This is a genomic window from Dictyobacter alpinus, from assembly GCF_003967575.1.
GTDB lineage: Bacteria > Chloroflexota > Ktedonobacteria > Ktedonobacterales > Ktedonobacteraceae > Dictyobacter > Dictyobacter alpinus.
The window spans coordinates 676,416-689,700 of the sequence record NZ_BIFT01000001.1 but is presented as its reverse complement, the minus strand read 5'-3'; the positions used below and the strand labels follow the sequence as shown (position 1 = coordinate 689,700).

7 protein-coding genes are annotated in these 13,285 nt (G+C 47.7%); 2 read left to right on the top strand and 5 right to left on the bottom strand.

Annotated features, from left to right (window positions below):
* Window positions 1-369: 369 nt before the first annotated feature.
* The gene (locus EL633_RS02650; protein WP_161981885.1) at window positions 370-3,006 is read left to right on the top strand and encodes a glycoside hydrolase family 44 protein; all 2,637 of its coding nucleotides are present in this window, start codon (window positions 370-372) and stop codon (window positions 3,004-3,006) included.
* A 146-nt stretch (window positions 3,007-3,152) separates the two neighbouring features.
* On the opposite strand, the gene EL633_RS02645 is transcribed toward EL633_RS02650, so the two are convergent.
* The 5 genes from EL633_RS02645 to EL633_RS02625 form a co-directional block, all read right to left on the bottom strand.
* Window positions 3,153-5,510, bottom strand: coding sequence for a glycoside hydrolase family 3 N-terminal domain-containing protein (locus tag EL633_RS02645; protein ID WP_126625714.1), 2,358 nt, complete (start codon window positions 5,508-5,510; stop codon window positions 3,153-3,155).
* Between the two features lie 66 nt (window positions 5,511-5,576).
* A complete protein-coding gene (locus tag EL633_RS02640) occupies window positions 5,577-6,464 on the bottom strand; it encodes a carbohydrate ABC transporter permease (protein ID WP_126625713.1) in 888 nt (295 codons plus the stop codon).
* Between the two features lie 37 nt (window positions 6,465-6,501).
* On the bottom strand, window positions 6,502-7,440 hold the full coding sequence (locus tag EL633_RS02635) for a carbohydrate ABC transporter permease (protein ID WP_126625712.1): 939 nt from the start codon (window positions 7,438-7,440) through the stop codon (window positions 6,502-6,504).
* 118 nt (window positions 7,441-7,558) lie between these two features.
* Window positions 7,559-8,896, bottom strand: coding sequence for a substrate-binding domain-containing protein (locus EL633_RS02630; RefSeq protein WP_161982329.1), 1,338 nt, complete (start codon window positions 8,894-8,896; stop codon window positions 7,559-7,561).
* A gap of 203 nt (window positions 8,897-9,099) precedes the next feature.
* On the bottom strand, window positions 9,100-10,137 hold the full coding sequence (locus EL633_RS02625; RefSeq protein WP_126625710.1) for a LacI family DNA-binding transcriptional regulator: 1,038 nt from the start codon (window positions 10,135-10,137) through the stop codon (window positions 9,100-9,102).
* Between the two features lie 788 nt (window positions 10,138-10,925).
* On the opposite strand from EL633_RS02625, the gene EL633_RS02620 reads away from it, so the two are divergent.
* Entirely contained in the window at window positions 10,926-13,154 is a 2,229-nt protein-coding gene (locus tag EL633_RS02620) for a hypothetical protein (RefSeq protein WP_126625709.1), read from the top strand.
* Window positions 13,155-13,285: the final 131 nt, after the last annotated feature.

Genomic DNA, 13,285 nt, shown 5'->3' with positions numbered 1-13,285 from the left:
ATGCCACTGTTTACCACAAGTAATTTACTATACTAATGTAGTAGACATTAAATTATATCTATATAAAGGTACCATTATATTCAAGCTCCTTGACAAGTAAATGATTTCTCCGTTATTATTGACTCATGGGATCGATCCCACGCTTGAAGTATTACAAATAGTCCCGGTAATCTTAGGATGATAACCGGTTGTTCTATCATGTACATGTACATTTGGCCAGTGATAATGTCAGCCAGGGATGAAGAGTTACGCTGATGTTACGAGTTTGTTACCTGTAAGGATTGTTTGCATATGATCACTGCTAAGATCATACAAAGCAAGCACATTTTGCTTTATTCGAACAGAGAAGTTTCAAAGGAGTCTCAGAGTATGGATGCTCACCGCTTGAGAAAATTTGCGTTGGTTGTTGTGGCGACAGTGCTTTGTCTCACAACCCTGGTAGTAGGTTTGATAAAAACTTTTCCGGTACATGCTGCTTCCCCTGGGCCAGCATTGACAGTCGATGCGGCAGCCAATCAGCATGCCATCGATAGCGCAATCTATGGTATGGCACAATATCAACTCGATGCCCAGCTCCAATCAGAGCTAAAACTTCCCTCGGCACGTTGGGGTGGTGATGGCACTACCACGTATAACTGGCTGCAGGATGCTTACACCACAGCCTCTTATGCGGATTTCATCAGTGGTACCGGTGTAGCCAACCCGACACCCAGTGGTCAGGTTGACGCCCTGACCGATTCCCAACTAAAGTGGGGTGGATCAACCGTGGTTACCGTGCCATTGATTGGCTATGTGACCAAATCATCCCTGTACAACTGCTCCTACCTCAAATCGCAATATCCTCCACAATGGGGTTACTTTCCTTACATTCATCCAAATGGCGATGATTGCGGAAATGGTAAAGAGTTGGCCGAACCACATAAACAATTGGTGGATACGAATCTCGGCAACAATTACATTCCGGTTGATTCTACCTGGATGAAAGAATGGATTAAGTATCTCACTAATAAATATGGTGCTCAAGCAGCCAGCAAGATCATCTTCCAGATGGATAATGAGCCTGAGAACTGGTTGATCACACAGTTTGACATCCATCCAGATCCAACTGGTTTTGATGAGATTGTCAATAAAACGCTTGACTATGCTGGCATGATCAAAAGTGTGGATCCAACTGCTAAGGTAATGGGACCCTCAAATGGCTATCCATATGGCTACGTGCATATGGGCTCAAATAGTAAGGCAGGTGATAATCTTGAAAGCCATAATATGGCATGGATACCATATTATCTGCAAGCTATGAGCAAGTATGAACAGCAAAAAGGCATACGCCCGCTTGATTATCTGGATGTACACTTCTATGGTGACTCTTCTAGCGAAGATCCAGCTACAGAAAATACTGATGCGGCTAATGCGGCCCGCCTTGACTCTACCCGGGCGCTTTGGGATCCAACCTACAATGGCGATAGCGCATTGAACAAGTACATTCCAGGCGAGAATCCTACGGATAAGCTAGGCGTAATTGGTGAGCTGAAACGTTGGATCGATCAATATTATCCTGGTACGAAACTGAGCATCTCTGAATATGATTTTGGCAACCACGATCATATCAATGGCGCATTAACGCAGGCTGATGTACTAGGAATTTTTGGCCGTGAAGGACTTAGTTCCGCCCAATTATTCTTCGATCCTAAATCAACAGATCCAGCGGCTTATACCTATCGTATGTATCTGAACTATGATGGGAATGGTGGTCATTTTGGTGATACATCCGTGCAGGCAAGCAGTGCTGATCAAGGCAAATTATCTATCTATGCCTCACGTCGTAGCAGCGATAACGCATTGACCCTGATGCTTGTCAATAAGACCGGCGAAGATTTGACGAGCACCGTTAATTTGAATAACTTTGCGGTAGCTGGTAATGCTCAGGTTTATAGTTATGGGGCCGCCAATCTATCCTCAATCGTTCATCAACCTGATGTGGCGGTAAGCGGTAATAGCATTAATACAACGTATGCTGCTAATTCCATTACGACGCTGATCATTCCAGCTTCAGGTACCCAGCCAACGCCGACACCTACAACGGTCGTTACACCAACCCCTACTCCTACAGGTGGCGACGTTACACTGAACCCAACGGCTGACCGCGATAACTATGCCAGCCATAATGGCACCGAGAACCGTCTAGATATCAGTCAGTATCAGACTGCCTATCTGAAGTTTGATATCTCTTCTGCCAGTAGTGTCAATACGGCCCACTTCAGAGTCTATCGTGATCTTGCCTCGCAGGGAGCGATAAATGTGACAGCCTTACAGGTCGGTGACAGTTCCTGGACAGAATCCAGCAATAACTTACCGGCGGTGGGAGATGTCATCAGTACGCAGAGTTCGCCCGGTTCGGGGTATGTGGATTTCGATGTGAGCAGTTATATAAAGGCCGCCAAAGCCAGTGGCAGCAATCTTGTGACGCTAGCAGTGAAATCGGATACCAGTGGTTGGCAGGATCTTGACTCTCGTGAGAGTGATAACAATAAGCCACAATTGGTCATCTCGACTACATCGACGCCTACAGGCGGTACACTGACTCCAACGGCTGACCGTGATAACTACGCCAGCCATAATGGTACCGAGAATCGCCTGGATATCAGTCAGTATCAGACAGCCTATCTGAAGTTTGATATCTCTTCTATCGGTAGCGTCAATACGGCCCACTTCAAAGTCTATCGTGATCTCGCCTCTCAAGGCGTCATCCATATAACGGCCTTACAGGTTGGTAACAGTTCCTGGACAGAATCCAGTAATAATTTACCGGAGGTGGGGGATGTTATCAGCACGCAGATGTCGCCTGCCTCGGGATATGTGGATTTTGATGTGAGTAGTTATATAAAAGCTGCAAAAGCCAGTGGCAGCAATGTTGTGACACTGGCAGTGAGCTCGGATACTACCGGTTGGCAGGATCTTGACTCCCGTGAGAGTGATAACAATAAGCCACAACTCATCATCTCGTAAGTTTTACTCCTTTTTCTAAGATCGTGGCGGAAAAGTGCCGGCAGTGCCGACACTTTTCCGCCACAGCACTAAAATTTTTTGCTCTGCGAAGCCGGGCCATGTGCGCTCGAAAGGGCCTTAAATAGGTATGGCATAACGTATGAATGTCAGTCAATGGCCACTATGGTATCTACAATAGCACACTGACGATATGTGATGAGCGGACCATTGAGGGTTACTGTCTCTGTAAGCCGGATATCGGTTGAGGATGCACCGATCTTGAATGTGAACGCTCCAGGCTCGGTGACAAAACACATCTGTGGATTGTAGAAAGCGAGCCGCGAGGGATGAACTGTAAAGGTAAGGCTACGCGTTTGTCCAGGAGCGAGCGTGATACGGCTAAAGCCAAGCAAGAGGTTGTCTGGGCGGGCAACTGAAGCTACCTGGTCCTGGCCATAAAGCTGGACGATTTCGTCCCCTATCATTTCTCCGGTATTGCATACTTTAAAGGTGATTTTAATGGGCTCCGTAATATCTTTGGCCTGTATACTGAGATCGTGGTAGGCAAAGGTTGTATAGCTCAAGCCATGACCAAAAGCAAACAATGGGGTGGTCGGAGAGTCAATATAATCATTGAAGAACATCGCTCGATCTCCGCCAGCGCGGTGTCCTACATGATTAGGAAGCTGACCAACCGAGCGAGGCATGCTTACAGGGAGGCGGCCACTGGGATTAACCTTTCCCAGCAGTATATCTGCCAGTCCGTTGCCACCCTCTTCACCCGCAGGGAAAAGCTGCAGCAGGGCATTGGCCTTATCCGCCACAGAGGCAAGAGTATGGATACGCCCGCTGAGCACTACGATGATCAGTGGCGTTCCAGTGGCGGCCAGGGCATCAATGAGTTCGGGCTGAACTCCGGTCAGATCAAGGTTTGTTGCATCATTGCCTTCGCCAGATGTCGCGGGCCGTAAGAGCCCACTACGCCCAGCTACTACCACCACCGCCACATCTGCCGCGCCGGCAGCCTGGATGGCCGCGGCAAAACCAGAGCGATCATCGCCCAGGATCTCACAGCCCCTGGCATAGTCGACCGTAACATCCTGGCCTAGAGCCGCGCGTAGCCCGGCCAGAGGTGTAACGTGCGGAGTAAAATAAGGACCCGGCGCATAGTCTCCACTCGCCTGCGGTACAGTGAGCCCAGTGGCCTCTGTATTTTGTGGGGCTGCATAGATGAGTTCTAAGTGTGCTGGATAGTGATAATCGCCTTGCAAGAGTCGTTCATCATTGGCACCAGGACCGATGACCGCTATATGCTTGATCGCAGGCGCGAGTGGTAGTATCCCATCGTTTGTGAGCAGGATAGCTGATTGAGCTACCGTCTGACGAGCCAGCGTGCGCTGGTCGTGCGTTTGAAATACGGCGTTAGCGCTGCTGGCGTCAACATAAGGATGCTCGAATAGTCCGAGCCGGAATTTAAGCTGCAAAACACGGCGAACGGCTGTATCAATGACATCCTGTGACAGACGTCCTGTTTCAACCTCTGCTTTGAGAGGGGCCCCAAAACAATCAACGGCGGGCAATTCCATATCGAGTCCTGCTAGCAAGGCGAGGCGAGCGGCTTCCCCTGGAGTCGCCGCGACCCGGTGGTAGTTCATCAACATATCTACCGAGGCGTAGTCCGCGACTACAGGGCCCATAAAACCAAGCTCGGTACGCAACAAATCAGTTAGGATTGCAGGGCTACCAGCACAAGGAAGACCATCTACAGATGCATAGGAGTTCATAATAGTGGCGATGCCTGTATTCCTGATGACGGTAGCAAAAGGTTCAGCATAGACCTCGCGCAGTTCGCGTGGCCCCATCTGGACCGGGCCCCAGTTGCGTCCGCCTTCGGACATGGCATAGCCAAGAAAGTGTTTACCAGTAGCAGCTACCCCATGCGCGAGATCCTCGCCCTGTAAACCCTGAACATATGCGGTCCCAATGGTGCCGATTAATAGCGGATCCTCGCCATATGTCTCTTCGACCCTCCCCCATCGAGGATCACGAGCCACATCTAGAACGGGTGCCAGCGCATGTCTGGCACCCACAGCTAACATCTGGGAGCGAATAACTTCCGCCACGCGTTTAACCAGATCAGGATTCCAGGTCGCTGCCAGGCCAATACCTTGCGGAAAAACTGTGGCATCACGGTGACAGAAGCCTCCGGTTGACTCTTCATGAACGATAATGGGAATTCCCAGCCTGGTACGCTCAAGCGCAATTTTTTGCAACTCATTCATGAAAGCTGCACTCTCCTGCGGATGCAGTCCAGTGGCTGCACCGATGCGGGTAACCTGTCCAATACCGTGTGGCATCTTCTCTGCGGCCACCTCAGGATCAAAGGTGCCTGTACTTACAAATGCAGTACTCCAATAGCAGCCAAGCTGAGCCAATTTTTCATCCAACGTCATCAGTGCCAGCAGATCTTCGGTTCGCTGCTCGATAGGTGCCTGCGGGTCTCGGTATAGCGGAATAGTGGCCATAGTATCCCTATTTTCCTTCTAGGTATCTACACTTGAGGAAAAGAATATTTTCTACATTTTATGTGTCTACTTGCTAAAACCTGCAACCAGGCCCCCAAGCAGCTGACGACGTCCAAAAATATAGAGGAGAATGATAGGCGTAGCTGAAAGGAAGACCGCAGCCAGAATTGCCGGAACATTTGTCGTATATTGTCCTTGAAAACTCCAGAGTGCCAGCGGCAAGACACGTACACTCGCACTCTGGGTTAATACCAAGGGAAAGAGAAAACCATTCCAGACCTGGATCGTTTCATAGATGACTACCGTGATCAGGGCAGGTCGTGACAACGGTACTACCAGGCTACGTAAAATGCGGAAATGACCGGCTCCATCCAACAACATCGATTCATGTAATTCTTTGGGGATATCGCGGATATATGTTACAAGCACCAGGATTGATAAAGGGATACCAAAGGCGACGCTCGGCAAGATTAACGCGAACAGGGTATCGTACAAGTGCAGATCGGTAATCATCGCATAAATCGGAATGATGGTTGCCTGCAACGGGATTGCCAATCCTACCAGAAACAGGCTGAACACTGCCTGTGTAAAGCCATTGCGAATTTTAGAAATCGCATATGAAGCGAAGAGCGAGACGACCACAATCAAGAGCACGCTACACACCGTCACAAATGCGGTATTCGCAAAATAGAGCCCGAAATCGTTCGAAAGGATATCCCCATAATTGGCAAATGTTGGATGTGTGGGAGGGAGCCAGGGGATATCTGTAAAGAAGTCTGTCAGTGGTCGCAGGCTAGTCATAAACATGTAAAGCACTGGATAGAATGCAATGATAAGCCAGATCACACCGAAAAGAATGGGAATGATTTCCCACAGGTTGCTCGATGAGCGCCGCTGTTTTTTCAATTGCTGCTGATTAGCCGCAGCCTTTTCAGGAAGTATGCCTACACCCATAGAAGTACCTTACTTTCCATTGTACCATTGTACTGGTTTACAATCCTTCTAGCTGGCTTGACATCTTCGTAAAGCCGGTAAAACGTAGAAGTATAAACGAAAGAACGATGCCGAAAAGCGCCAGGAGCACAGCTAGCACACTGCCATAGCCAACCGATTCATTGGGGAAGGCCGTAATATACATCTGAAGTGGCAAGACGCGGGTTGCGTACCCGGGTCCGCCTCCGGTTGTCACCCAGAAGAGATCGAAGTAGGTAAGTGAACCCGTAAATATCAGTGTAGTTGAGGTGATAACGGTATATTTCAATTGGGGTAGCGTAATGGCGAAGAAATTTTGTACACGCCCCGCGCCATCAATATTGGCGGCCTCATATAATTCTTTGGGTATCTGACGAGCGCCTCCCAGGTAGAGTAAAGCGTGAAAAGGAATAAACTGCCAGCTGATGATGGCCATCACAACGAAAAACGCCAGATTGGGATCACCCAGCCATCCTCTGGCCAGTCCAGGAAGGCCAATTGTCTTTAATAGCGTATTCAACAAGCCAAAGTTAGGATCCAGGATCGAGACCCAGGTGAGGCCAATGGCAACCGCAGAAAAGAGGAGCGGAATAAAATAGACAACACTAAGTACCGCGCGGTATCGTTGTTGTCCGGCCATGAAAACGCCCAGGATTAGACTCAGTGGTGTTTGTACCACCCAGCTAACAATCATTACTTCGATAGTTAATAAAAGCGCATGGCCAGTGACTGAGTCGGAAAAGAGTGCAATCCAGTTTTTCATGCCGACCCAGGTAGCGGGTGAAAGACCATTCCAGTTGGTGAAGCTCAAGTAGAGCGCGATAAACATCGGCACAATAGCAAAGATCAGGTAGAATGCCAGTGCCGGTAGTGTCCACAATACGGCTATCCAGGCGGATCGTCTTGAAACTTTAGACCTGTTGGATGATGTTTTTGAAACCTTTATTGCTGCGCTCATAAGCGCTCTCCTATCTGTTGAATTCGCATTGTCACCAATTCATGGTAAAGAGGTGACAATGCAAAACAAGGGCGAGGGATAGCACGCTTTAGCGTATAAAACGCCAGGGGCTGCTAACCTATGAAGCACTCAAGGTTTTATTCATGTTGTCTGAGAATTGCTGAGGGGTAATCTGCTTCAAGAATAGTTGATCGAGGTTCGTGAGCAGTACCTGTGCTGGCTGGGGCAGTAATGCCTGGTCCCAGGATAGTTGGAAATGAGGTGATTTTTGTACCATCTGGTAATTATATTGCAGCCAATCACCATTGGGGGCGCTGGCCAGCTGCGATTCAATACCCTGGATTGGTGGTACATCACCCACGGCAATAAATTGTTTGACCTCTTCATCGGCCAGGACTGCATCTTTAAGGTAGGTGATACAGTTTTGTGGTGATTTTGCCGTCTTCGAGATCGAGTAGAAGTTGCACGGATTGCCATAAACATTGCCGATGTTGCCTTTGCCACCTTCAACGGATGGGAAAGGGAACCAGCCGAGCTTTCCACTTTTAATAAAATCAGGACTATTTGTCTGTACCACCGGGAAGTTCCAGCTCCCTTGTAGCATCATGGCGGCTTTTCCTGTATAGAGCAGCGCTGTATCCTGATTGGTATCTGCAATAGTCGACGCGAAAGATGAACCGAACGCACCCATGGTTACCAACTGCTGGATGGCCGTATTCGCTTTGATGAACGCATCCTGTGACCAGGAATTGGCCTGATTAGCTATGACATTATTAAAGGCCTCTGGACCGCCGATGCGATCGGTGAGGTACTCCGAATACATCAGATAGGGCCATTTGCTACCACCAGCCAGTGCTATGGGAATCACATTGTGTTGCTTCAATGTATTAACCGCGCTCAGCAACTCATTCCAGCTCTGAGGTGCATTTATTTTGTACTGTTTAAAGATGTCCTTGTTATAAAAGAACAATACTGGCTGTACGCCACTGGTGGGAACACCATAGAGCTTGCCGTTGAAGGTAGCGCCTGAGAGGACTGAAGGGATAATGCGGTTCTTCCAGGCAGGATCGGCATTGAAATCGTTGGTCATATCATACACATCGTTGGCATCAATATAGCTTTTGAGGATGCCACCGCCCCAGCCGAAGAAGATATCCGGTGGATTATGTGCGCCCATGGCGACCTGGAGTTTCTGTTTGTATGGATCATTTTGGAAGAAATTAAGTGTGGCTCGAATTTTGGAGTGTGAGGTGTTGAATTTATTGGTAATGGTTTGGACGACCTTTTGCTCACTACCGGTACGAATGTCCCAGACTGTAATATTGCTGGTACTACCACTGCCGCTCGGAGTTGTCGATTGGTTACTACCAACGCCAAAGCATCCTGCCAGCGACGTGGCCAGCGCAGCCCCACCCGTAACCTCCAGGAAAGTGCGACGTGATATCTTTGTTTGCATTGCTCTGCTTCTCCGGCATCTCTGCCTACCAGACCTGGATAGCATGCCTGGTATTTATAATCAAATAATATCAAATCAAGAATATATCCATTATTCCTCGTCACTACTCTTACAAAGAGCCCTCATTGCTCTTCAACTGTGCGTTTTGGAAAATGCTCCTGGTGCTCCTTTCTACGATAGATGTATAGATGAAAAATGTGTTGCTATCTTTCTATAGCGTCTAAATGCCTGCATGAATCGCGCACAACAAGGTTCGTTGTTAGCTCAACACGTATGCTATCGAGCGGTTCTTCCTCGACCAGGCGTAATAGCATAGTGGTCGCAACTCGTCCCATCTCCATCAGTGGTTGGCGCACCGTTGTTAGCCTGGGAGTAACTATAGACGCGGCTGAGACATCATCAAAGCCAACAATACTAATATCATCAGGGATGCGCAGACCACGTGCGCCCAGCGCATGGTAAACACCGATGGCCTGTTCGTCACTGCCCGCAAAAATAGCTGTTGGAGGTTCTGGCAAATCCAGTAGCGCGCAGGTCTGTTCATAGCCACTTTCTGGAGTGAATGTCCCAGGACGAATAAGGACTGGATTTACTTGTACCCCGACATTTTCTAGTGCTAAGCGATAGCCAGCAATACGATCCTGACTACAGCGAAGAGTAGAAGGACCAGCAATCATAGCGATCCGACGATGGCCGAGTGAAATCAGGTATTCTGTAGCTGTACGTCCCCCGAGCCAGTTGGTAGCTCCTACAGAAGGTATATCAGGTCCCAATTCACCTCCATGGTCGACCACAACGAAAGGAACATTACTATGACGCAATGGATCGAAGTGTGGTGGTGCGCCGTGTGCGAGTACCAGAATCGCACCATCAGATGAACCATCCTGGATTTTATTAAGCAACTGATGCTCAGTCTGCAAAGAATGATGGGTTGATGAAATGGCTAAACGAAGTCCTGTTCGTGCGAGTACCTCCTCTACCCCACGAGCGATTTCGAATATATACATGCTATCTAGTCCTGGAACGACTATGTCGATAATGCCGCTACGCTCCTTCCGTAAAAGATTCTGTGCGCGGCTCTGGATAAATCCATTGGCTTCCAGTAACTGTTCTACACGTTTGCGAGTTTCGGGTGCCACATCCGGTCGATGATGTAAGACACGCGATACAGTAGGAATGGAAACTCCTGCTTTTGCAGCAATTTCTGAAATAGTACTACGCTTAGATAAAGGTTGTTTCATTATTGCAGAACACCCAGCCTCTTTTATCGGAATAATATTAATTATTCCCGTAAAATATCCGTTTGTCAAGAGGTATCGGCTATAGAAAAAAGAAATCATACACATGCAGTATGATTTCCTGTATCTAATCTCTATCTACCTGTATCTCTGATGGAATAGCCGAAAAATATGAGATATCTTCTTACTGTTATTATCGGAAATTTATCGGTAAAGAATTGGTGTCATATGCGCCTTGTTGTTTTCTCTCGCTCTTTTCTTTAACGATGCATTTAGTAAGATCGGTAGGGAACCTCGGGATTTATATTAACATAAGTATCACATTTAACTCTTCTTCTTTAGGATGCTTAATTTTCGAGCTCGATTGTTGCAATAAGAAGTCGAATTTCAGCTTGAGAAGCCATCTTACGACTTCTTTTTTGCGGAATTTTGTGTAAAATTATTTGAATGAACTAACGTAATTTGCACCAAATATCCTATAATGGTTGACAGCAAAATCTGACTTCTATATATTTATATTAACATAAGTAGGAGAAACGATTTATATCTTTTCTTTCCTTATGTCAGAGCAATCTTTTTTCTCCATAAAAAATTAATATATCCAGAAAGAAGGCAGTTTCTGTTCCTATACTGTTGTACTATCTGGTTATTTATAGTCAGGAGGTAAATGCAAAACAGGAATTTTATATGCGCGCAGCATACAACGTTTATCATCTTTTGATTGTTGATTAATGTAGTGAGGTGCGATTTCAATTGAATTGCATCTGTATCATATTAGGGAGAATTTAAGTATGCACAGTAAACGTGCAAAAATCCAGATTTCAGGTATAATTATAGCTCTACTGCTGATTGTAGGTACTTTGCTCTTTGTGGTTAAGCTTCCTACTCAGAATGCACAGGCTGCCAATGTGGCAGGAAGTTATAAGTGGAAGCAGCTCAAAATTGGTGGTGGCGGTTGGATCACTGGTATTGTCGCGCAACCTACAACCCCTGGACTCATATACGGTCGTGCTGATGTTGGTGGTTTATATCGATGGGATCAGAAAACCCAGACATGGACTCAACTGCTTACGACAAGTTCGGTGCCCAAGCCCAATCCCTCCGACTATGATGTGGAGAGTGTTGCGGTAAGTAAGACCAATAACAAGCTCGTTTATGCGGCTGTTGGTATTACGTATAATTTCGCGACGGATACTCCGGCTGGTCGTATCCTTAAGAGCACCGATCAGGGCCGAACCTGGACCGATAATGGCCAGCGTTGGAAGATCTCTGGCAACTCGGATAATCGGCAGGAGAGTGAGCGTCTGGCGATCGATCCCCATAATGAGAATGTTGTTTACTTTGGATCACGTAACATGGGGCTCTGGCGTACCACCGATGGTGGCAAGACCTGGTCTCAGATCGCGAGCAACCAGGTTCCTGTTGTGTATAAGCAAGGCGACAACGCGCCTGCTGGCATTAAATTTGTGGTCTTTGATCCAACCAGTGGTACCACCAATGGTAAGACAAATATCATTTACGCTGGTGTTGCCGGATCTGGTATCTATAAGTCCAAAGATGGTGGTAACACCTGGAGCAATATCTATCCTACCACGAGCGATATTGAGGCCGCCGATGTTGGTGGTGATGGTAATGCCTACTTCTCGATCACCAATGGCCATCTACAACGCTATACTCCTTCATCAAATACCTGGAAGGACGTTAGCCCGAGTGGTAATCCGAACTACCTGACGGTAAGCGTCGATCCTTTCAATCCTAAACGCATCATTGTGGGTACAAGTCCGGTTAGCGGAGGACATCTCTGGCGTACCACGAATGGAGGAACCAGCTGGGATGCCATTGATTCAGCTCTGACTTCGGCTGGTATTCCCTGGGTGACAAATAGCGATGAACACAACTGGTTAAGCGTGGGCAATATTATCTTTGATCCACAGGTTCGTGATCGTCTCTGGTTTGGCCAAGGTGTTGGCGTCTGGCGTGCCGATGGTCTCAGCAGCTCGAAGATTACCTGGAACTTTGTGAGCCAGGGCATTGAAGAGATGGTCTCAACCGACCTTGTTGCTCCTCCGGGGGGTAAACCCGTCAATACTAACTGGGATCGACAGGGCTTCTACCATACCAATCCTGATCAATATCCCCAGAAAGAATTGATGAACGATAAGTTTTCCAGTGGGTGGACATTGGACTATAGCGGTAAAAATCCGCAGTTCCTGGTGGCGACGATCTCTGACCATCGTTTCCTGAACCCGGATTATAGCGGCTATTCGACCGATGGTGGCAAGACCTGGGTTCCCTTCAAGGCGCCTGGTACTGCTAACGATCGCTTTGCTGGAAACATTGCAGTCTCAGCTACGAATACCAATAATATTGTCTGGCTGCCAACCTATGGTCGCAGCCCCTATGTCTCGACCGATCGTGGTGCTAGCTGGCATGAGCTGACCTCATTCAAAGGCGTAACGGGGTTACATCCTCAGTATTATCTCAGTCAGCTAAAATTACTGGCATCCGATAAGGTAGATGGAACCTTTTACATTTATAGTTCTACTGGAACCTTCTATCGTTCAAGTAATAATGGTCAGACCTGGGAAAAGGCCCCTAATACTCCAGTAGGTGGTAGTGATGGCTGGGTTTTCAGCCAGATCCATGCGGTTCCCGGTCATGCCGGTAGTGTCTGGTCCAGTACTGCACAGGGAGGTCTCTCCTATACCGAAAATAAAGGTAATACCTGGACAAAAATCAGTGCGGTACAGGAATCCCACTCCTTTGGCTTTGGTGCACCCTTGCCTGGATCATCTTATCCAACCGTCTATGCCAATGCCAAGATTAATAATCAGTGGGGCATCTGGCGTTCAAGCAACAAAGGTGCCACCTGGGATCTGGTCTCGACCGCTCCCCTGGGCATCTATGATAATGTTAATGTGGTGAATGGCGATATGAACGTTCCGGGGCGTGTCTATATTGGCTTTAGCGGCAATGGTTTTGTGTACGGTGATGCACCTGTAACCACGGGCAAAAAATAGCGTTTACGATTAACGTCTCCTGAGATGTTATAATCACCATCTTTGCTCGCTTCCCTGGTTTATCAGGTCACAAGTGGAGGAACTCTCTTCTAACAGAGGGTTCCTCTTCCTGTATAGATATAGAAACAAAT

Bases quoted from the DNA above. Each gene is read 5' to 3' on its own strand.
- EL633_RS02625 (WP_126625710.1), bottom strand. From the start codon at position 10,137: ATGAAACAACCTTTATCTAAGCGTAGTACTATTTCAGAAATTGCTGCA.
- EL633_RS02650 (WP_161981885.1), top strand. From the start codon at position 370: ATGGATGCTCACCGCTTGAGAAAATTTGCGTTGGTTGTTGTGGCGACA.
- EL633_RS02635 (WP_126625712.1), bottom strand. From the start codon at position 7,440: ATGAGCGCAGCAATAAAGGTTTCAAAAACATCATCCAACAGGTCTAAA.
- EL633_RS02620 (WP_126625709.1), top strand. From the start codon at position 10,926: ATGCACAGTAAACGTGCAAAAATCCAGATTTCAGGTATAATTATAGCT.
- EL633_RS02630 (WP_161982329.1), bottom strand. From the start codon at position 8,896: ATGCAAACAAAGATATCACGTCGCACTTTCCTGGAGGTTACGGGTGGG.
- EL633_RS02640 (WP_126625713.1), bottom strand. From the start codon at position 6,464: ATGGGTGTAGGCATACTTCCTGAAAAGGCTGCGGCTAATCAGCAGCAA.
- EL633_RS02645 (WP_126625714.1), bottom strand. From the start codon at position 5,510: ATGGCCACTATTCCGCTATACCGAGACCCGCAGGCACCTATCGAGCAG.